Consider the following 18505-nt stretch of genomic DNA (forward strand, 5'->3'; position numbering starts at 1 on the left):
GATATGGGGTATTTAGGAAGTAAAGCCGCAAGTGGTGCATATCAAGCGATCATCAGCCAAATGCCACCGCATGACACCTACATTGAAACGCACCTAGGTAGCGGCGCGGTGATGTTTCACAAGCCGCCAGCAGCATGCAATATAGGTATTGATCTTGATGATCACGCCTTTGGGCTAACTCGCGCACGCTGGCTTGATAAGGGGTTAACTCCACCAAAATTGAACTTATACCACGGTGATGCAGTTGGATTTTTGCAACGAGAAGATTTTAGCCATCATGGCAGAACACTGATTTATGCTGATCCGCCCTATCTACCAGAAACACGCACAAGCCGTGCTAGTTACCGCCATGAATACACCAAAGACGATCACCGGCAATTGATCGCCACGTTGCGACAAATACCAGCCAGCGTGATGATTTCAGGCTACCCATCGGCACTATATGACAATTTGCTTTGTGATTGGCGATCTATTCAGTTCCAAGTAATGACACGCGGCGGCCCGCGCACGGAACAGTTGTGGATGAATTTTGCTGAAGGGGCCGCCTACAGTCACACCTTCGCGGGTACTGATTATATTGATCGCCAGCGTATCAAGAGAAAAGCGGAAAGGTGGGCCAATAATTATAGAGCCTTACCATCATCAGAACAGGTTACCATCCTGAGCGCCCTTCTATCTACCCATCAGCACGGAGACAAATAACATGATAAATGCCGCAGAACGTAAGCGCATGCAGCGACAACGGGATAAAGAGGCAGGTATCACCACGATCACCTTGCGCTTAGATAGTCAGGAAATGGCGATGATTCTGGAAGGTTGCCAGCAGCGCCGGATCGCGAGGGAACCATATGATGTGACAGAATACCTGATTGGCCTCATACGGCAAGACAACAAGCTGTTGCATAAACAGCTTGCCGAGCTGCGTAAAAGTAGCTGCGGGAAATGCGGCGACACGTTGCCAGGCGAGCCGGGCGGGTGTTGTATGCAGGGGGATGTGCAATGTTGGCAGACCACCGGCTACAAAAAGCTGATGCTGGCAACGCTGTAGAACCTTCACCAGTCGAGAATAGCAGCACCGAAGAAATGACATGTTTTAGCTTAGGTTCGAGTTAATGTTATTGCAACCTGGGCCAAAGTCAATCTGAATGATAGTTTTGCGCCAAAAGCTGACGTTTATCGAGTTGGTCCGTATAATAATGCGCGTTCAGCCCAATAATCATTGAGAAGAGTGATGTTCACTATCTTCGATTCAGTCGATGCTAGCTAGGATACCTAGGGTCATCCATCACTTGTGATTAATGATAAATAACATAAACAATGTACGCACTAGAATCATCTTGGGAAATGTGCCACGCACTTGTGAAAAAAAATATAAAAACGGCATTAATTTTTTAAAGTTGCAAACTAACTTTTCTACATCTAGAATATTAGATGTGCTGCTAGCTTTTTCTTATAAGGGATAAAATGAACATTTTCAATGTCATTGAAACAGAAGCACCTCTTTGCGAAGAATTTAAGTTAATTCTTGAAAACCCAAACTATAAACCTGTCCACAAAGTTCTCCAGTCGTGGGGAGAAGGCCTGCTGGAAAGATCTGGAGAGCAACGTAAATTTGTTGTCGAATTCCAGACAACGTTTAACTCTTCGTTTTGGGAATTATATCTAAATAAATCATTCAAAGAGTTGGGATATTCAGTCGATTATACAAAGGATAGGCCTGATTTTTGCATAACTACACCTGAAGGTTATCAATTCAATGTCGAAGCCGTTATTTCTGATAAAAGCAAGGTTTTAACTAGACAAGAGGAGTATATGGATGAGGAAACCTACGCTCAGCACTCCACCACCAAACTGATAGGCAAACTGAAAGATAAGAAGGATCTCTTCATCGGCACTGAGAAAAAAAAGAACCCTTACTCGTCACTGGATCATGTGAAAGATAAGCCGTTCGTTATTGCCATAGCCCCATTTGATAGCAAGATGTCTCTACTCCAAAATAACACAATGATTAACAGAGTGCTATTTGGAATCGAGCCACCTGACTCGAATGATTTGTCTTTTGGTAAGCAGAGATCTGTCAGTTCAACTTTCAAACCCAATGGTTCACCTATTGAAGTCGGGATTTTTACGAATGATTCCTATAAAGAAATAAGCGCAGTAATATTCTCAACTACCGGTACACTTGATAAAGCCATCGTTGAAAGTGGCGCATCAAGGCTAGTGAGGGCCACCCGTTATAAAACCATGTGTGTGAACGAATTCGTATCTAAAGAAGGTAGGCAGGCTCATAGATTAAGCCGGTTCAATTATCTCATCACTCAACGTTTCTTCCATGATGAGCAATTTTTTGGTTCAGATGTAATTATTTGCCATTCATCTGAATGGACAGAAACACATTTAGACGGTTTGCATATCTACTACAACCCGTTCGCCACAACACCTCTAGATTCCAAAATATTCCACGCTAAAGAAATCACTCATAACTTTTATGATATCGATCGCCAAGAGCCAAACATGCAACATCCTGACGGAGCATTAGTATCCAGGCAGTTGTTTAGACCATCAAAGCAATTCTTGAATTTATTAGTAACCTCTTACTGCCCTGAATTTATTGCTGATACCAAATGGTAATTGAATCACCATTGATAACCCAGATAATTTAGCGCCCTATTTTCAGACGTATTTCTTGCGGGCATAACGTCAAACTTCACCCATATCCGAGTGCCAGGCCGAGTATTCATCTATACAAATGACGCAATTAAAATGAATTAATATTCACAAAAATGATTGACACCAACTAAGCGGCATAGAAACCTGAACATTACCGCCCCAACCAAAGCGCCTATACGCCACACATCGAGGCGCTTTTTCTTTGCACCAACGATCGCACATCAAATCTGATCGCCTCGCAGCGATGCGCAGGTGAAAGCGGTGTGAGGTTTGCGGCGGATAGGCAGGGAAAACGATCCCCATCGATCCCCTATTCCGTGCCGTCCCCCCCGCCCCCACGCTGCATGCTTAACAATTCACTTTTTATGCAGTTGGAAAAAGTGTGTAAAGCCTTGTCTGGTGCGGTTTTGAGGGGTGATTAGGTATGCAATGAACTATGCGGATTGTTGCACTTAGGATATGCAGCGTTTTTTTGGCAAAGAATCACTTTCGATCTCTGCAAAAACTGCGATTGCGGGTTGAGTGCCGACATTGAGCATGCCGGGCGACTTTGCGTTAACCTGCCACGTCACACTTTAATTTTCAACAGCCGTGTGACGCGACATTTTAATGAAAAAAAACGCCTGTGACATGTCACAACAGCACACGGCTAATAGATGTGATATGAATAGCAGCGCATAAGAATGCAAAAACTGCCTTTCGGCGGTTCATATTGCACGCATCAAGCAACTTACTTAATAAGTTAACAACTTACTGGTCATTTTTGAGCAGTTCATACAGATTGAAGCTGATCACCTCTTCCCCGACCCAGTCGTTTAGCTCGCACAATCGTTCCTGTAATGGCGACATTTCATTAATCGCAAACACTCGCGCAGCCTTTTCCACATCCCCTAAACCGCCGCTGTTGTTCGGCACAATCCCCATCAATTGCGGTGGCGTGCGTTGAGACGCCAGCTGATCGTCGCGCGTCACTCCCTTGATGTTCAAAAACTCATCTTTTGCCGCTACCTCGGCCAGCGGAATAAGCTGCAAGCCGTCCGGCTTACCGCCAGGCGCGTACATAAACAGATTGCGGAAATTACCCGGCCCTTTCGATTCCTTCAGCGCCTTTCGCAGGTTGTCGATATCCTCCTGTTTGTGCGCGGCATCGTTCATGTACAGAATAAAGCCGGCATGGCTGCCGTTGAGGTAGTATTTCCGGCGAAACAGCGTTGCGGCCTCGTTCAGCCAAATGGAGTTAAGTGCAGAAAGGTACTCGGGAACGCCGTAGATCTCCTGATTAATGTCCGGGTCAAGCAGGTGGAAAATGGTGCCATCTTCAAACTGATGCGGCTCCGCCCACGATTGAACAAACCAATATGAGTCCGGGTTGACGCCGCGACGGGTATATTTCGCCAGGCTGGGAACCAGCTTCATTATCCCGCCGAGGCGGTTGTAACGTGCCTCCATGAACGCATTGCCGAACACCATAAAATCCAGAGCGTAGCGGCTAAAATCCTGCTTTGACAGCAAGGGGTGAGGTTTAAACATGCTCACTAAAATGTTGCGTTTCATCATGATAGACGAAGTGTGATGCACAGCTGAACGGAATGTCTTCGCCAGGCCGTTGAACGAGATTGGCGGCTCATACCAGCGATCGACGACGCAGCACTCCAGATAATCCAGTATTTCGCGCCGATCCAACATCGGGATCGGGTCGCCGAAGGTGAACGCCTCAACGTGTTGCGCGCCAGTCTGTTTATGTGTCGTTGGCTGGGCATGCTTGCGGCCCCGGTTGCGCTTGCTCATTTAGTAGATCTCCATAAAACCTGTATTGCTACCGGTTGCCCCTTCGAGCGGTTCATTGAATAAGGCGTGCATAACGGCCCATGCCACATCGCCGTGGCTGACGCCTTCGGCGCGGCTGGTGACATAGGTTGTCCGCCGGCCGGTGGCCGTCATTTGCTTGCGGATGGACATAAACGCCTGAGCGATATCCAGCGCGCCGGCATCAAACTCCAGGCGGCCGGAGCGGATCACGTCGCGGGCCTTCAGTACGAGGTCGGTTTTCATTTCCAGGCTGTAGTTGATGGCGTTAACCGCCGGGAAGAATTGGCGCACCAGTTGCGACACCGCGCGGCCCAGGCCGGTGTTGTCGATACCGATATAACTCACGTTGTAACGTTCGGTCAGCGCCTTGATGTTGCGGGCCTGCGCAGCAAAATCCATCCCGCGCCACTGATGGCGCTCCAGCACCCGGAATTTTCCGCCGGCAACCAGCGGCGGCAGAATGACCGCACACCCGGCGCTGTCGCCATCTTCAGAACTGGCGGGGTCATAACCGATCCAGACTTCACGCGACGCTACCGGGCGCAATGCAAAAGGCTTGACGTCCGTCCAGTGCTCCCAACTGTCCACCATGCAGCGCTGCATTTCACCCATCGGGAAGACAGACGATGTATCGTCGATGAAGTTGCACATAAACAGGTTGTCAAAATCTTCATCGCTGTTTTCCTCTCGCAGCTCGTCGAGGTCGAAAAGGTCGCATCCGCCGCGCAACGCATCTTCAAGGGTGACGATCTGGCGGAATTGTTTGTCCTCACAGAGCACGCCGTCGGCCAGGCGTTTATAGCTAACGTCAATTTCACGGCGGCGATCCTTGGACTTACCCTTGTTGAACAGCGTGCCATTCCAGAAGGAATAGGCTTCATGCGTCATGCTCGATGGGGTGGAAAAGTAGGTCGAGCGATAGCGGGTTTGCGACGCCATACCCGATGCGGCGCGGCGCAGTTTTTTGAAGCCGGGGATCCAGAAATATTCATCCAGATACAGGTTGCCGGGCCGGCCCTGGGCGGTGTTGGAGTTGGTGCCGAGGAAATGCAATTCCGCCGCGTTCGGCAGGATGATCGTTTCCCCACGCAGCTCCACATCGACCTCTTGCGCAAAGGCGATGATGTAGTTTTTGAACTGGTGCGCCTGCGCCTTGGAGGCGGAAACAAACATCTGATTGCGCCCCGTGTCTAGGGCGTCGATCAGGGCTTCGCGTGCAAAATAGTACGTCGCGCCGATCTGGCGCGATTTCAGGATGTTGCGGATACGAAAATCTTTCGACAGCCCCGCCTCGTACCATCGCCGTTGATAGGCAAACATCTGTTCGAGAAAGATTTCTTTCAGACGGGCATGCTGTTCGCCGGTGAAAACGTTCTTTTGCATGCGCTGGCGCGGCCCTGCGTTTCGGCTCCCAATATTGGGATTAAGATCGGCCTCATTGCCGCCACTTTTGTATTTGCCGATGCGCGCATGCCGTTCGGCCTGGCGCGCCAGCAGGTCAATTTCCTTAAGGTCGCGCCCTTCTTTCTCCGGTTTCAGTATCAGTTGGCAATAGCGGGCGGCAGTGGTGATCTGCATCTGATCGAGCGGGCCGTAGTCGTCCCACTTGTCGCGGCGTTTCCAACTGTGTACCGTGACGGGATTCTCCCCGATCATTTCGGCGATGTGAGTTACCCGAAGCCCCTGCCAATACAGGTACATGGCCTGACGGCGGGGATCCAGATCGGTGCTGATAGTAATTGCGCTCATGCTTTATCGGCCTGAATTTCAACGTTTCAATACCGAAAGGCTACCTACGCGCCACAACCAACACCCCTAAAGCGCCTTGTGCCATCGACCACACAAAGCCGCCGCGTTGTCCCGTCATCCCGACCCAGCCAACATAGGCCAAACACGGCCAATACCGGCCCATCTGCTGACTGATCGGGGCTTACCCATGCCAATATCAAAATATTTCCGCGTCGCCGTTGAAGGCGCGACCAGTGACGGCCGCAAAATCGAACGCCGGCATATCGAAGAAATGGCGGAAACGTTCTCGCCAGCATTCCGCCCGGCGCGCGCCAACCTTGAGCATTACCTGAGCATTTTTCCAAACAGCGACTTTAAGGCCCAGGGCGACGTCGTCGCGTTGAAGGCGGAGGAAATCACCTCCGGCCAATTGAAAGGCAAGCTGGCGCTGATGGCGCAGGTTGATGCGACGGATGGACTGGTGAAGCTGAACAACGATCGGCAAAAAATTTACACCAGTATCGAGTATTACCCGCAATTTGCCGACACCGGCAAAGCCTACCTGACCGGGCTGGCGTTTACCGACAATCCGGCATCGCTGGGTAGCGAAGTCATGAAATTCACCGCCAATAACCTGGCGCAAACCAGCGGGCTGCACTTCGGGGCGCTGGAAGAAACCGTTATGGAGTTTGACGCGCCAGACGCCGAAAAACCGAACCTTCTCACCCAAATCAAGGCCATGTTCAGCAAAAAACAGCACTCCGATGACGGCCGTTTTTCCGACGTTCATCAGGCGGTGGAATTTGTCGCAGAACGCCAGCAAGGGCTTGAGACCAAAATCGAAGCATTTTCCGGTCTGCAAACCACCGTCGAATCGCTGGAAAGTCAGCTGAAAGACGCGAAAGCCGAGCTTTCCGCGCTGAAAAGCACCCTCAGCACTTCTGACCGATCCACGCACCGCCGCGACCTGTCTACCGGCGGTGGCGATAACGTCTTAACCGACTGCTAACGGACTGTCGGCGAAAACAAGCACCGCATCGACATAAACGACCGGAACAAGGAATAATCAATGAAACCGAATACCCGCAAGCAATATAAAATGCTGCTGAGCCAGGTTGCGAACCTGAACCACATCGACCCCGAAGACGTAGCAGCAACATTCACCGTTGACCCCACGGTAACGCAGCGACTGGAAGACAAGATTCAGGATAGCAGCGGCTTTCTGAAGAAGGTCAACATCATTCCTGTTGACGAGCAAAGCGGCTCTAAAGTCGGCCTGGGGATTGACCGCCCCGTCGCCAGCACGACCAACACCGACGACAAAGAACGTGAGCCGGTGGATCCAACCAGCCTTGACGAAGTGGGCTATGTGTGTACCCAGACCAACTTTGACACGGCGCTGAAATATTCCAAGCTGGACGCCTGGAGTAAATTCAAAGACTTCCAGATCCGTATTCGCAACCAGATCGTGAAACGCCAGGGCCTCGACCGCATCATGATCGGTTGGAACGGCACCAGCCGCGCCAGAACGTCGGATATCACCCTCAACAAGCTGTTGCAGGACGTCAACATCGGCTGGTTGCAAAAAGTCCGCAAGGGCGCGCCTGGGCAGGTGATGGATAAGGTGCTGGGCGAGGATGGCAGCGTCGTGTCGGAAAAAATTCGCATCGGCACCGATGGCGACTATCACAACCTGGATGCGCTGGTGATGGATGCCGTCAACGAGTTGATCGCCGCTTGGTATCAGGACGACACCGAACTGGTCGCCGTTGTTGGCCGTTCCCTGTTGGCGGACAAGTATTTCCCGCTCGTCAACCAGGAGCAGCCAAATACCGAGTCTTTGGCCGCCGATATCATCATCAGCCAGAAGCGTTTGGGCGGCTTGCAGGCGGTGCGTGTCCCGTTCTTCCCGGACAACACCATTTTCATCACCCGACTGGATAACCTGTCGATCTACTGGCAAGACGGCACGCGCCGCCGCCACATCATCGATAACCCGAAGCGCGACCGCATTGAAAACTACGAGTCCGTCAACGAAGCCTATGTCGTTGAAGACTACGAGGGTGTGGCGCTGATCGAAAACATCCAGATCCTGAAGGCGAAAGCCACTGCACCAGCCGGCCAGCAGCCAGTGCAACAGCCAACGGAAACCACGGAGGGCTAATCCATGAGCAGCCCGGCACGCAGACACAAGCACTACATTGCCGCGCAGCAGTCCGCCTCACTGGATGAGGCGGCAAGCCTGAGCCATCTGGGCAATTACGACCTGTTGCTGTTCAAAATGCATCAGGATCTGGCGCGGCTTAGCGGCGTCGAATCCCACGAAACCAAAGCCGAGTTGAAGCGCGGCATGCTGCCTACCTACATGCCGTGGGTGGCCGGTGTGCTGCAAAGCAACGCAGGCCGGCAGGATGCGATCCTGATGCGTGTGCTGGTCTGGATTCTGGATATTGGCGAGTTGGAGTATGCCCTGGATATCGGCGAATACGCCATCCGGCACGATCTTGTTGCGCCCGACGGTTTCGACCGCTCGACCAGTTGCCTGCTCGCTGAAGAGATCGCCGCCGCAGCACAGCGCGACCTTTCCGCCGGCCGGCCGCTGAACACGGCGCAGCTGCAACGCGCGCAGCAACTGCTGGCAAATCAGGACATGCCTGATCGGGTGAAAGCCCGCCTGTTCAAGTTTGTTGGCTATGCATTGCGACAGGACGGCGATGCCGTGCTGGCACTGGACATGCTGAAAAAAGCCCTGCTGAAAGATGAAAACTCCGGCGTAAAAACGGATATCAAGCAGCTGGAAAAAGTCATTCAGGCAGGAAGTTAACCGAATCGCCCCCGGCGAGGGCGGCACGGGAGCCGCGACAGGTTTAAACCGCATCAATGCTCCCGTCCACCGCCCACCTAACAGGAAAACGCATGGTCAGCATCGCAATAGAACCCGCACCCGGCGACAAAAAGCCCGGCAACGCGCTGGAAATCGACATCGCCAAGCAGCCGACGCCGCCGGCCACCACCATCATCAAAAATACGGACTTTTGGCCGGATATCGACCTGAAACAGTACCGCGAAGACATGCGGCAGGACGGCACCATCACCCAGCCGCGCCTGCTTGAAGCGGCGCGGAATGCCATCAACGAAGTCAACGATCGGCTGGCGGACTGGCGCAAGCAGCAACAACCGGCGGGCTACAGCGAACTGGAACAAGTTCCCGCCGATCACCTGGACGACGAGAGCACCCGCGTGCAGCTTTATCGCCGTGCCGTGTTCTGTCTGACTCAGGCCAGCGTTACCGAGCGTTTTCGCAGCTTCGACGCCACGGCATGCGGTTCAAAGCGCGCCGACGCTATCGAACCGTCGATCGATGATCTCCGCCGCGATGCAGATTGGGCCATCAATGACCTGCAATCGCTGCCGCGCATGACGGTAGAGCTGATCTGATGAAGGTGTATGCGCACCAGGGCGACACCGTTGATGCGCTGTGCCAGCGCTACTACGGCAAGACGCAGGACGTGACCGAGCAAGTATTGCTGAATAATCCAGGTCTGGCAGACCAGGGGCCGATATTGCCGCACGGCTACCCAGTTGACATACCGGACATTGTTCAATCCGAATCGGTTCAGACCCTGCAATTGTGGGATTAATCCCAGCGCGGGAGGTGGAGAATGAAACTCATGACTGAAAAGATTGCCGCCGGTATTAACTACTGCATTGCCGGCGGCTTATGCACTGGTGGGCTGATCGACTGGTTTCGCCACGTTGACTGGAATCAGGTAGCCGTGATCGGCGGTTTTCTCCTGGGCCTGATCACCTATCTCACGCAGACCTATTTCGACTGGCGGCGCACGCGGGCCTATGAGAAAGGCGTCAACGCCGGCCTCATTACCGAGCCGCCGGCGAAACGCGGGCTTTTTAATAAGGAAGCCGAATAATGGCGATGTCACCTGCCCTGCGTAAAACGCTGTTCGGTGCGGCCGGCACTGGCGCGCTGGCGATCGCCACATTGATGATCCCTGAGCTTGAAGGCGTCAAGTTTGAACCTTATCGCGACGTGGCCGGCGTGCTGACTGTGTGTTACGGCCACACCGGGGCCGATATCGTGCCGGGCAAGCGCTATACCCAGGCGGAATGCAAGGCAATCCTGGATAAAGACCTGATCCCCTTTGAGCGATTGGTCAATCGATCGGTAAAAGTGCCGGCGACAGAGTATCAAAAAGCCGCCCTGAACAGTTTCAGCTATAACGTGGGCGTCAGCGCCTTTGAGCGCTCGTCCCTGCTGCGCAAGCTGAACGCCGGCGACTATGCAGGTGCATGCGACGGCCTGCGCCAGTGGATTTATGCCGGCGGTAAGCCGTGGAAAGGCTTAATGAATCGCCGCGATATTGAACACGAGGTCTGCACCTGGGGGCAAAAATGACCCGCCTGGCCGCCGGCATCACACTGATCGCGCTTTGTGTGCTGGCGTTTCTGGTTTACAGCAATCAGGGGCTGCGCCAGGAACGCGAAACGTTGCGAAGCGACAACAAGAGACTGGCCGGCCAGATCGAGTGGCAGAATAAAATGCAAATAGCCGTCGCCAGCATCGAAGAAAACCGAAGCCGAGAGCTGACCAATGCAAAAAATAAAACTGATGATCTGCAACGCGATGTTGATGATGGCCGCCGCCGGCTGCGCCTCCACGCCTCATGCTCGTCCGCCGGCCCCTCCGGCATGGCTGATGCAGCCGCCGCCCGACTTACTGACGCCGCTCAACGGGATTATTTCACCCTCAGAACGCGAATAGAAACCGCCAACATACAGATCGCCGGGCTGCAAGACTACATTCGCGACATCTGCCTGGCGCAACCGTAGGAGCTGCCATGTTAAAACCGGACTCCCTGCGCGCCGCCTTGGGTGACGCCGTCAGTCACATCAGAGAAAACCCTGATTTTCTGCATATCTTTATTGATAAGGGCACGATTTACAGCACCTTCGCCCCGTCGCTGTCGTTTGAGTATCAATACACCCTCAACATGATTGTGACCAACTACGCTGATGACGCCAATCTGTTGATCGTCCCTATTCTGCATTGGCTGCGCACCAATCAGCCGGACATTATGGCGAACCCGGATAAGCGCGGCGACGGCTTCACCTTTGAGGCGGATTTCTTGAATAACGGGGTGAGAGATATCAGCATTGACTTGAAACTGACAGAGCGCGTGATCGTCAAAGAGGAAAACGGCAAGCTACACGTCAGCCACGCTGAGGAACCGCCACCTCCGCCGAACAACGTCACCGAGTTTGAGATCTGGATGCAGGGCCGGAAGATGACAGCATGGCCCGCTTAGACGATTTCCAGACGTTGGACGATACACTTTCTGTATTGCTCCAACAGCTTTCCCCGCAGTCGCGGCGCGTGTTCACGCTCCAGGTGGCGAAAGAATTGCGCCAGCGCCAGCAAAAGCATATTCAAGAGCAAAAAAAACCGGACGGTTCCCCCTACGTCCCGCGCAAGAACAAGCGCCGGGACAAACAGGGCCGCATCCGCCGCAAGATGTTCACGCGCTTGCGCACCGCACGCTTTATGAAGACGGAATCCGGCCCCGATGAAGCCGCCGTTACCTTCGCCGCCGCCGTGGCGAATTTGTCCGCCGTCCACCATTACGGCCTACGTGATAAAGTCAGCCGGAACGGCCCGACAGTGCGTTATGAGCGCCGGCAACTGCTCGGCTTTACTGACGACGATATCGAATGGATCAAGGATCTGGCCTTGACCCACATAGCCAAATAACCACATCCCCGCCGCCTTGTGCCAGCGATGGCACAAGGCGCATCACATGCCCCCCGCGCCCGCACGCGTCACACTGGCGGTATGAATGCAATCCTCCCTGAACTACGCCGCCGCCTGGCTAACATTGTGCGCATCGGCACCGTGTCCGACGTGGATACGGCGAAAGGCTTATGCCGCGTACGAACCGGCGCGAATGAAACCGATTGGCTGAACTGGCTGACGCCACGCGCCGGCCGTGTGCGCTTCTGGTCGGCCCCGTCGGTAGGTGAACAAGTGATCGTGTTGAGCATTTTCGGTGAGATGACCACCGGCTTTGTGCTGCCTGCCGTGTTCTCTGATCAGCACCCTGCGCCATCCTCTTCACCCGATGCCGTATGTATTGATTTTCCCGACGGCGCGGTCATTGAGTACCAACCAGAGAGCAGCACGCTAACGGCGCACGGCATGAAATACGCCGATATCCAGGCTGCTGAGAAAATCAGCGCCACGTCAAACGTCGTAGTCGTTACCGCCGGCCAGATGATCACGCTGGATGCACCCGTCGTGAAATGCACCAACAAGCTGATCGCCGGCTCGCTGCTGCTGAAATACGGCGGTGAAATGTACGGAAATATCACCCACACCGGCGGAGGCTTTAATTCCAACGGCATGATCGTCCATCTGCATTATCACGGCAACGTACAGAACGGCAGCGGCAACACCGGGGGGCCAACATCATGATGTATCTCGGCATGAACCGTAACAGCGGCCAGGCTATCAGCGAGATCGACCACATCCGCCAGTCTGTCAGCGACATTTTGATTACCCCCGTCGGTAGCCGCGTCATGCGCCGCAAATACGGCTCTCAGCTGTCGGCCCTGATCGACCAGCCGCAAAATCCGGCGCTCAAGCTTCAGATGATGGCCGCTGTTTATTGTGCGGTGCTGCGCTGGGAAGATCGCATATCCCTGACCGCCGTCAACATCACATCGAACATGGACGGGAAAATGGTTGTTGACCTGGTCGGCAACCGAACCGATACCGCCGGCCGCATTGAATTTTCATTACCGATAAGGGGGCGATAATGGCGACAATTGACCTGAGTCAGCTACCACGCCCCAATGTCATTGAATTGCTGGACTATGAAACGATCTTTAATGCACGAAAAGAGCGCCTGATCAGCCTTTACCCGGAGGAAGAACGGGAAGCGGTGCGCCGCACCTTGGGTTATGAGTCAGAACCGATCGTCAAAGTCCTGCAAGAATCAGCATACCGTGAAATATTGTTGCGCCAGCGGGTAAATGAGGCCGCGCAGGCGGTCATGCTGGCTTATGCCTTAGAAGATGACCTCGACGTCATGGCCGGGAACAACAATACCGAACGTCTGACTGTCACTCCGGCGGATGATACCACCATCCCGCCAACACCTGCCGTCATGGAATCCGACGCCGATTTACGGCTACGTGCACAACAAGCGTTTGAGGGCTTGAGTGTGGCGGGGCCGGTCGGCGCTTATGAATATCATGGTCGAAGCGCCGACGGGCGAGTCGCTGACGTCGCGGTCGAAAGCCCATTGCCTGCCCACGTGACAATTTCCGTGTTATCCCGTGATGGTGACGGTACCGCCAGCCCTGAATTGTTGGCAATTGTTGAGAAGGCACTTAATGCCGAAACTGTGCGCCCTGTGGGCGACCGAGTGATAGTCCAGTCAGCCGAGATCGTGCCTTATCAGATTGACGCGACACTCTACGTTTACCCAGGCCCCGAGTCTGAACCCATCAGACGGGCGTCGACGCTAAAGCTACAGAACTATATCAGCACGCAGCACCGCCTCGGACGTGATATCCGCCTATCAGCCATTTATGCGGCGCTGCATGTTGAAGGCGTACAGCGTGTAGATCTGGCATCACCGCAAACAGACATTGTGCTTAATAAATCGCAGGCGTCGAACTGCACCGGCTACAGGATAACTATCGGGGGTTCGGATGAATGATCGATTGTTACCCGTTGGTTCGACGTCACTGGAAGTTGCCGCTGCTGCTGCGCTTTCTGAGATTGAACGCGTACCAGTACCATTGCGCACTTTGTGGAACTGGCGCACCTGCCCGGTAAATCTACTGCCATATCTGGCGTGGGCGCTGTCAGTCGACAGGTGGGATGAGAGGTGGACAGAGGCGACAAAACGCAGCGTTATTGCTTCCTCATTTTTCGTCCATCAGCACAAAGGCACCATCAGCGCATTGCGTCGGGTGGTTGAACCTCTCGGCTTTCTGATTGAGGTGCGCGAGTGGTGGCAACTTGACGAGGAGCCAGGCACATTCCGCCTCGTCGTTGGCGTACTGGATAGCGGTATCACCGAAGAAATGTATCGGGAACTTGAGCGCCTGATTGATGATGCCAAACCGGCAAGTCGCCACCTGACTGGGTTGGCTATCAGCCTGAGTTCGACCGGGGAACTGTATGTCGGTTCAGCATGCTACCACGGCGACGCGCTGACCGTTTACCCATACACTCCGGAAAAAATTACCGTCGGCGGTGAATGTTACCCGGCCGCAGCCATCAATTTGATTGATAACATGAGAGTGAACGTATGACCGCGAAATATTTTGCCATTATAACCAATCAGGGCGCAGCGAGGCTGGCGAACGCGACGGCACTAGGCACCAAACTAAACCTGACGAAGATGGCCGTAGGTGATGCTAATGGAACGCTGCCGATACCAGAACCGGAGCAGACTAATCTTATCAACCAAAAGCGCATCGCGCCGTTGAATCTTCTAGAAGTTGATCCAAACAACTCCAGCCAAATTATCGCGGAACAGATTATTCCCGAAAACGAAGGCGGCTTTTGGATCCGAGAGATTGGGCTTTATGACGACGAAGGTATACTAATTGCCGTTGCAAACTGTCCAGAAACCTACAAGCCTCAGTTACAGGAAGGCTGTGGCCGCACACAAACTATCCGCATGATTTTGATTGTGTCGAGCACGTCGGCAATCACCCTAAAAATTGACCCTTCGGTCGTGCTTGCAACGCGTGAGTACGTTGATATCAGCGTAAAATCCTTCAGCGATGAATCTTTAAAAATCGCCAAAAACCTAACGGATGTTAGTGACAAATCGGCCGCACGAGAGGCGCTTGAGTTGGGTACAGCTGCAACAAAAAACACCGGAACCAGTTTAGGTGATGTGATGGCGGTAGGGGCTTTTGGCCTGGGAGTTGGCCCACAGCACCGTAGTGACGCCTTTAGCAACATTGCGCAGATTTATCGCATTAATGCCAGTAGCACCAGCACGCCTGGCGGCGGTGATTATGGGGTTGTTTGCCTTCCTTGCGACGGGACGCCTTCTACTGGCTATGTTGCGGTATCTGGGGGAGGCATTGCATTTATTGGTTCATCAAATACACCTGCTAACGGCGTGAAGTGGTCGCGGGTGTATACGTCGGAAGACAAACCTTCCGGACTGCTACTCAATACGCAGACGTTCACGGCCAGCGGGACTTATAAGCCAACGCTAGGCGCTAAATTTATTCGCATCACACTAACGGGTGGCGGCGGCGGTGGTGGTGGCTGCCAGTCTCACAACAACACCGAAACCTTTTCTGGCGCAGGCGGTGGCGCGGGTGCAACGGTCATTACCCAATTTACGCTGACTGGCGCAGCCAGTTATGTAATAACCATTGGCAGTGGTGGTGTGGGAAGACTGGGAGCAGCTAACGGGGGAGGTGGCGGTGTATCGTCCTTCTCTTCCTTGTTTTCGGCACCAGGTGGCGGCGGCGGCGGCAAACCGGGTGTTTCAAATACCGCAGGTGGCAGTGGAGGAACCGCCACCACCGGTGATATCCGCATCACCGGCGGTTCGGGAGCCGATGGACAATCGGGTTCTGTCATGATGGCAGGCATCGGCGGTTGCTCATATTTTGGGGGTGGAGGTCGCGCAGGGGCTGGCGGCGGGGTTAGTGGCAACGCGCCGGGTTCCGGTGGCGGCGGCGCTTACGACGTCAGCTATGTCGGAACGATGTACAAAGGTGGTGATGGTGCATCGGGCATTGTCATTATTGAGGAATTTTCATAATGAAAACGGGAAGCTATGCCGTAGTTAAAACCGGCGAGACTAAGGTGGACAACATCATTGTCGCTGACGATTCGTTAAGTTTAGAGGGTTACGACCTTATTCGATTTACGGTGGATGGGGATGGCCTTTGTCAAATTGGCATGTTCTACAACGAGAAGGACGGCAAATTTTATGATGATGAGTCATTTGCAACAATTGGCGGTATAAACGCTGAAAATCATTGACCCAAAAACGATAGCCTGCAAACAATGCGGGCTATCGCCTCAATGACAGCCAGAAAGCTGCCGCCTTGTGCCAGCCACCACACAAAGCCCACCGAATGCATTAGCCGCGCACTACCGACACCATAGGGGAACACCGTTACAGGAGATCCGCCTAATGGCTCAAGACTATCATCACGGCGTGCGCGTGCAGGAAATCAACGAAGGCACACGCACCATCACCACTGTCAGCACCGCCATCGTCGGCATGGTCTGTACCGGTGACGACGCCGACGCGAAAGCATTCCCGTTAAACACCCCCGTACTAATTACCGACGTCCTGTCCGCCAGCGGCAAGGCCGGCGAAACCGGCACTCTCGCCCGCTCTCTGGATGCCATCGCCGCTCAGGCCAAGCCCGTCACAGTCGTGGTGCGTGTAGACCAAGGCGAAACCGAAGCCGAGACGACAACCAATATCGTCGGCGGAGTGACCACCGAAGGCAAAAAAACAGGCTTGAAAGCCCTGTTAGCTGCACAGAGTCAACTTGGCGTTAAACCCCGCATTCTGGGCGTTCCGGGCCACGATAACCAAGCCGTCGCCTCTGAATTGCTAGCCGTGGCGCAAAGCCTCCGAGCCTTCGCCTACCTCAGCGCCTATGGCTGCAAGACGGTATCCGACGCGCTCGACTACCGCAAAAACTTCAACCAGCGCGAAGCGATGTTGATTTGGCCGGATTTCCTAAGCTGGGATACCACGACCAATGCATCAGCAACAGCTTTCGCGACCGCCCGCGCGCTGGGGCTGCGCGCCAAGCTTGATCAGCAGGTCGGCTGGCACAAAACCTTGTCCAACGTCGGCGTTAACGGCGTGACCGGCATCAGCGCCGACGTCTATTGGGATTTGCAGGATACGGCCACCGATGCCAACTTGCTGAACCAAAACGATGTTACCACGCTGATCCGCAAAGACGGATTCCGCTTCTGGGGGTCGCGCACCTGTTCCGACGATCCGCTGTTCCAGTTCGAAAACTACACCCGCACCGCGCAAGTGGTGGCCGACACGATGGCAGAGGCGCAGATGTGGGCCGTAGATCAGCCGCTGCACCCTTCCCTTGCCAAGGACGTTATCGAGGGCATCAACGCCAAGTTCCGCAGGCTGAAAAACGGGGGTTACATCGTTGACGGTAATTGCTGGATTGATGAAGCGGCCAACGACAAGGACACCCTGAAAGCCGGAAAACTGGTGCTGGATTACGATTATACGCCAGTGCCGCCGCTCGAAAATCTGCTGCTGCGCCAGCGCATCACCGACAAGTATCTGATGAACTTCACCCAGAACGTGAACAGTTAAGGGGGACACGATGGCCTTACCACGCAAACTGAAGTACCTGAATCTGTTCAATGACGCCAACAGCTATCAGGGCGTTATTGAAGAAATCACCCTGCCGAAGCTGACGCGAAAGCTGGAGGCATTCCGGGGCGGTGGCATGAACGGTAGCGCCAACGTTGATCTGGGGCTGGATGATGGCGCACTTGACGCAGAGATCACGCTCGGCGGCATTGAGGCGCAGATTTACAAGCAATGGGGGAGCGCCAAGGTTGACGGCGTCCTCCTGCGCTTCGCTGGCTCGTTCCAGCGTGACGACACCGCAGAGATCATTGCCGTCGAGGTAGTCATGCGCGGACGTTTCTCCGAGTTTGATCATGGCAACTACAAGCAGGGCGACAACACGCAGACCAAGCTGAGCGCCAAGAACACCTATTTCAAGCTGACATGGGATGGCAGCGTCCTGATGGAAATCGACACGGTGAACATGGTCGAGATCATTGATGGCGTTGATCGCCTGGCGGAGCACCGCCGCGCCATCGGCTTGTAATCGCCCGCTGACAGGTATTTCATGCGACCCGCAGGGGCCGCCTAAACAGCACCAATTATTAGGATAACGTGATGAAAGAAAAACAGACGACAGACGGCGCTGACCTGGCGACCAACCAACCGATCACCCTGGACGTTCCAATCGTGCGCGGCACCACGCAGATCACCGAAGTGACCATCAACAAGCCGAATTCCGGCGCGCTGCGCGGCACCCGTTTGCAGGCGCTGATTGAAACCGACGTAGATTCCCTGATCAGGGTATTGCCGCGTATTACCACGCCGAACCTGACGGCGGCTGAGGTTGCCAACCTCGATCCGGCTGACCTTTATCAGCTGTCGCAAGCTGTGGCGATTTTTTTCTTACCGAATTCGGTCAGGTCAGATTTCCTGAACAGCTGACA

General features: G+C 54.0%; 24 protein-coding genes. 22 read left to right on the forward strand and 2 right to left on the reverse strand.

Going from position 1 to position 18505, the window contains the following annotated elements; all coding sequences use genetic code 11:
• Positions 1-3: 3 nt before the first annotated feature.
• The 3 genes from SYMBAF_RS07135 (at position 4) to SYMBAF_RS07145 (ending at position 2631) form a co-directional block, all read left to right on the forward strand.
• Positions 4-702, forward strand: a complete 699-nt coding sequence (locus SYMBAF_RS07135; RefSeq protein ID WP_040265699.1) for a DNA adenine methylase — start codon at positions 4-6, stop codon at positions 700-702.
• A 1-nt stretch (position 703) separates the two neighbouring features.
• On the forward strand, positions 704-1048 hold the full coding sequence (locus SYMBAF_RS07140) for a hypothetical protein (RefSeq protein ID WP_040265696.1): 345 nt from the start codon (positions 704-706) through the stop codon (positions 1046-1048).
• Positions 1049-1464: 416 nt separating this feature from the next.
• Complete coding sequence (locus tag SYMBAF_RS07145) at positions 1465-2631, forward strand: hypothetical protein (RefSeq protein ID WP_040265694.1); 1167 nt, start codon at positions 1465-1467, stop codon at positions 2629-2631.
• A gap of 789 nt (positions 2632-3420) precedes the next feature.
• On the opposite strand, the gene SYMBAF_RS07150 is transcribed toward SYMBAF_RS07145, so the two are convergent.
• Positions 3421-4458, reverse strand: coding sequence for a phage portal protein (locus SYMBAF_RS07150; protein ID WP_040265692.1), 1038 nt, complete (start codon positions 4456-4458; stop codon positions 3421-3423).
• Positions 4459-6228: a terminase large subunit domain-containing protein gene (locus SYMBAF_RS07155; RefSeq protein ID WP_040265690.1), complete on the reverse strand. Its 1770-nt coding sequence runs from the start codon at positions 6226-6228 to the stop codon at positions 4459-4461.
• 187 nt (positions 6229-6415) lie between these two features.
• Here SYMBAF_RS07155 and SYMBAF_RS07160 point away from each other — a divergent pair, with 187 nt between their 5' ends.
• The 19 genes from SYMBAF_RS07160 to SYMBAF_RS07250 all read left to right on the forward strand — a co-directional run bounded on the left by SYMBAF_RS07160 (position 6416) and on the right by SYMBAF_RS07250 (position 18503).
• Positions 6416-7216 carry a GPO family capsid scaffolding protein gene (locus SYMBAF_RS07160; RefSeq protein WP_040265688.1) on the forward strand — a complete coding sequence of 267 codons (801 nt, stop codon included), beginning with the start codon at positions 6416-6418 and terminating at the stop codon, positions 7214-7216.
• A gap of 60 nt (positions 7217-7276) precedes the next feature.
• A complete protein-coding gene (locus tag SYMBAF_RS07165) occupies positions 7277-8371 on the forward strand; it encodes a phage major capsid protein, P2 family (protein ID WP_040265686.1) in 1095 nt (364 codons plus the stop codon).
• 3 nt (positions 8372-8374) lie between these two features.
• Positions 8375-9031 (forward strand): phage terminase small subunit, encoded by a 657-nt coding sequence (gpM, locus tag SYMBAF_RS07170; RefSeq protein WP_040265684.1) that lies wholly within the window; start codon positions 8375-8377, stop codon positions 9029-9031.
• 56 nt (positions 9032-9087) lie between these two features.
• Positions 9088-9645: a head completion/stabilization protein gene (locus SYMBAF_RS07175; RefSeq protein ID WP_237162944.1), complete on the forward strand. Its 558-nt coding sequence runs from the start codon at positions 9088-9090 to the stop codon at positions 9643-9645.
• Positions 9645-9848, forward strand: coding sequence for a tail protein X (locus SYMBAF_RS07180; protein WP_040265682.1), 204 nt, complete (start codon positions 9645-9647; stop codon positions 9846-9848). Before SYMBAF_RS07175 ends, SYMBAF_RS07180 begins: the two co-directional genes overlap by 1 nt.
• Before the next feature lie 21 nt (positions 9849-9869).
• Positions 9870-10136, forward strand: coding sequence for a phage holin (locus SYMBAF_RS07185; RefSeq protein ID WP_040265680.1), 267 nt, complete (start codon positions 9870-9872; stop codon positions 10134-10136).
• Positions 10136-10621, forward strand: coding sequence for a lysozyme (locus SYMBAF_RS07190; protein WP_040265679.1), 486 nt, complete (start codon positions 10136-10138; stop codon positions 10619-10621). The genes SYMBAF_RS07185 and SYMBAF_RS07190 overlap by 1 nt, the downstream gene beginning before the upstream one ends.
• On the forward strand, positions 10618-11055 hold the full coding sequence (locus SYMBAF_RS07195; RefSeq protein WP_040265678.1) for a lysis system i-spanin subunit Rz: 438 nt from the start codon (positions 10618-10620) through the stop codon (positions 11053-11055). Before SYMBAF_RS07190 ends, SYMBAF_RS07195 begins: the two co-directional genes overlap by 4 nt.
• 8 nt (positions 11056-11063) lie before the next feature.
• Entirely contained in the window at positions 11064-11531 is a 468-nt protein-coding gene (locus SYMBAF_RS07200) for a phage tail protein (RefSeq protein WP_040265677.1), read from the forward strand.
• Positions 11519-11974: a phage virion morphogenesis protein gene (locus tag SYMBAF_RS07205; RefSeq protein ID WP_040265676.1), complete on the forward strand. Its 456-nt coding sequence runs from the start codon at positions 11519-11521 to the stop codon at positions 11972-11974. Before SYMBAF_RS07200 ends, SYMBAF_RS07205 begins: the two co-directional genes overlap by 13 nt.
• Before the next feature lie 81 nt (positions 11975-12055).
• Positions 12056-12694, forward strand: a complete 639-nt coding sequence (locus tag SYMBAF_RS07210; protein ID WP_040265675.1) for a phage baseplate assembly protein V — start codon at positions 12056-12058, stop codon at positions 12692-12694.
• Positions 12691-13038, forward strand: a complete 348-nt coding sequence (locus tag SYMBAF_RS07215; RefSeq protein ID WP_040265674.1) for a GPW/gp25 family protein — start codon at positions 12691-12693, stop codon at positions 13036-13038. Before SYMBAF_RS07210 ends, SYMBAF_RS07215 begins: the two co-directional genes overlap by 4 nt.
• A complete protein-coding gene (locus tag SYMBAF_RS07220) occupies positions 13038-13946 on the forward strand; it encodes a baseplate assembly protein (protein ID WP_040265673.1) in 909 nt (302 codons plus the stop codon). Before SYMBAF_RS07215 ends, SYMBAF_RS07220 begins: the two co-directional genes overlap by 1 nt.
• Entirely contained in the window at positions 13939-14547 is a 609-nt protein-coding gene (locus SYMBAF_RS07225; protein ID WP_040265672.1) for a phage tail protein I, read from the forward strand. The genes SYMBAF_RS07220 and SYMBAF_RS07225 overlap by 8 nt, the downstream gene beginning before the upstream one ends.
• Positions 14544-16028 carry a phage tail protein gene (locus SYMBAF_RS18155; protein ID WP_040265671.1) on the forward strand — a complete coding sequence of 495 codons (1485 nt, stop codon included), beginning with the start codon at positions 14544-14546 and terminating at the stop codon, positions 16026-16028. The genes SYMBAF_RS07225 and SYMBAF_RS18155 overlap by 4 nt, the downstream gene beginning before the upstream one ends.
• On the forward strand, positions 16028-16252 hold the full coding sequence (locus tag SYMBAF_RS07235; protein ID WP_040265670.1) for a hypothetical protein: 225 nt from the start codon (positions 16028-16030) through the stop codon (positions 16250-16252). Before SYMBAF_RS18155 ends, SYMBAF_RS07235 begins: the two co-directional genes overlap by 1 nt.
• A 154-nt stretch (positions 16253-16406) precedes the next feature.
• Positions 16407-17579, forward strand: a complete 1173-nt coding sequence (locus tag SYMBAF_RS07240; RefSeq protein ID WP_040265669.1) for a phage tail sheath protein — start codon at positions 16407-16409, stop codon at positions 17577-17579.
• Positions 17580-17589: 10 nt separating this feature from the next.
• On the forward strand, positions 17590-18105 hold the full coding sequence (locus tag SYMBAF_RS07245) for a phage major tail tube protein (protein ID WP_040265668.1): 516 nt from the start codon (positions 17590-17592) through the stop codon (positions 18103-18105).
• A gap of 71 nt (positions 18106-18176) precedes the next feature.
• Positions 18177-18503, forward strand: a complete 327-nt coding sequence (locus tag SYMBAF_RS07250) for a phage tail assembly protein (protein WP_052447817.1) — start codon at positions 18177-18179, stop codon at positions 18501-18503.
• Positions 18504-18505: the final 2 nt, after the last annotated feature.

It is taken from the genome of Serratia symbiotica (assembly GCF_000821185.2).
Lineage (GTDB): Bacteria > Pseudomonadota > Gammaproteobacteria > Enterobacterales > Enterobacteriaceae > Serratia > Serratia symbiotica.

What these genes read in the sequence shown, in the direction of transcription:
- SYMBAF_RS07135 (WP_040265699.1), top strand. Translation starts at nt 4, where the DNA reads ATGGGGTATTTAGGAAGTAAAGCCGCAAGTGGTGCATATCAAGCGATC.
- SYMBAF_RS07140 (WP_040265696.1), top strand. Translation starts at nt 704, where the DNA reads ATGATAAATGCCGCAGAACGTAAGCGCATGCAGCGACAACGGGATAAA.
- SYMBAF_RS07145 (WP_040265694.1), top strand. Translation starts at nt 1,465, where the DNA reads ATGAACATTTTCAATGTCATTGAAACAGAAGCACCTCTTTGCGAAGAA.
- SYMBAF_RS07150 (WP_040265692.1), bottom strand. Translation starts at nt 4,458, where the DNA reads ATGAGCAAGCGCAACCGGGGCCGCAAGCATGCCCAGCCAACGACACAT.
- SYMBAF_RS07155 (WP_040265690.1), bottom strand. Translation starts at nt 6,228, where the DNA reads ATGAGCGCAATTACTATCAGCACCGATCTGGATCCCCGCCGTCAGGCC.
- SYMBAF_RS07160 (WP_040265688.1), top strand. Translation starts at nt 6,416, where the DNA reads ATGCCAATATCAAAATATTTCCGCGTCGCCGTTGAAGGCGCGACCAGT.
- SYMBAF_RS07165 (WP_040265686.1), top strand. Translation starts at nt 7,277, where the DNA reads ATGAAACCGAATACCCGCAAGCAATATAAAATGCTGCTGAGCCAGGTT.
- gpM (WP_040265684.1), top strand. Translation starts at nt 8,375, where the DNA reads ATGAGCAGCCCGGCACGCAGACACAAGCACTACATTGCCGCGCAGCAG.
- SYMBAF_RS07175 (WP_237162944.1), top strand. Translation starts at nt 9,088, where the DNA reads ATGCTCCCGTCCACCGCCCACCTAACAGGAAAACGCATGGTCAGCATC.
- SYMBAF_RS07180 (WP_040265682.1), top strand. Translation starts at nt 9,645, where the DNA reads ATGAAGGTGTATGCGCACCAGGGCGACACCGTTGATGCGCTGTGCCAG.
- SYMBAF_RS07185 (WP_040265680.1), top strand. Translation starts at nt 9,870, where the DNA reads ATGAAACTCATGACTGAAAAGATTGCCGCCGGTATTAACTACTGCATT.
- SYMBAF_RS07190 (WP_040265679.1), top strand. Translation starts at nt 10,136, where the DNA reads ATGGCGATGTCACCTGCCCTGCGTAAAACGCTGTTCGGTGCGGCCGGC.
- SYMBAF_RS07195 (WP_040265678.1), top strand. Translation starts at nt 10,618, where the DNA reads ATGACCCGCCTGGCCGCCGGCATCACACTGATCGCGCTTTGTGTGCTG.
- SYMBAF_RS07200 (WP_040265677.1), top strand. Translation starts at nt 11,064, where the DNA reads ATGTTAAAACCGGACTCCCTGCGCGCCGCCTTGGGTGACGCCGTCAGT.
- SYMBAF_RS07205 (WP_040265676.1), top strand. Translation starts at nt 11,519, where the DNA reads ATGGCCCGCTTAGACGATTTCCAGACGTTGGACGATACACTTTCTGTA.
- SYMBAF_RS07210 (WP_040265675.1), top strand. Translation starts at nt 12,056, where the DNA reads ATGAATGCAATCCTCCCTGAACTACGCCGCCGCCTGGCTAACATTGTG.
- SYMBAF_RS07215 (WP_040265674.1), top strand. Translation starts at nt 12,691, where the DNA reads ATGATGTATCTCGGCATGAACCGTAACAGCGGCCAGGCTATCAGCGAG.
- SYMBAF_RS07220 (WP_040265673.1), top strand. Translation starts at nt 13,038, where the DNA reads ATGGCGACAATTGACCTGAGTCAGCTACCACGCCCCAATGTCATTGAA.
- SYMBAF_RS07225 (WP_040265672.1), top strand. Translation starts at nt 13,939, where the DNA reads ATGAATGATCGATTGTTACCCGTTGGTTCGACGTCACTGGAAGTTGCC.
- SYMBAF_RS18155 (WP_040265671.1), top strand. Translation starts at nt 14,544, where the DNA reads ATGACCGCGAAATATTTTGCCATTATAACCAATCAGGGCGCAGCGAGG.
- SYMBAF_RS07235 (WP_040265670.1), top strand. Translation starts at nt 16,028, where the DNA reads ATGAAAACGGGAAGCTATGCCGTAGTTAAAACCGGCGAGACTAAGGTG.
- SYMBAF_RS07240 (WP_040265669.1), top strand. Translation starts at nt 16,407, where the DNA reads ATGGCTCAAGACTATCATCACGGCGTGCGCGTGCAGGAAATCAACGAA.
- SYMBAF_RS07245 (WP_040265668.1), top strand. Translation starts at nt 17,590, where the DNA reads ATGGCCTTACCACGCAAACTGAAGTACCTGAATCTGTTCAATGACGCC.
- SYMBAF_RS07250 (WP_052447817.1), top strand. Translation starts at nt 18,177, where the DNA reads ATGAAAGAAAAACAGACGACAGACGGCGCTGACCTGGCGACCAACCAA.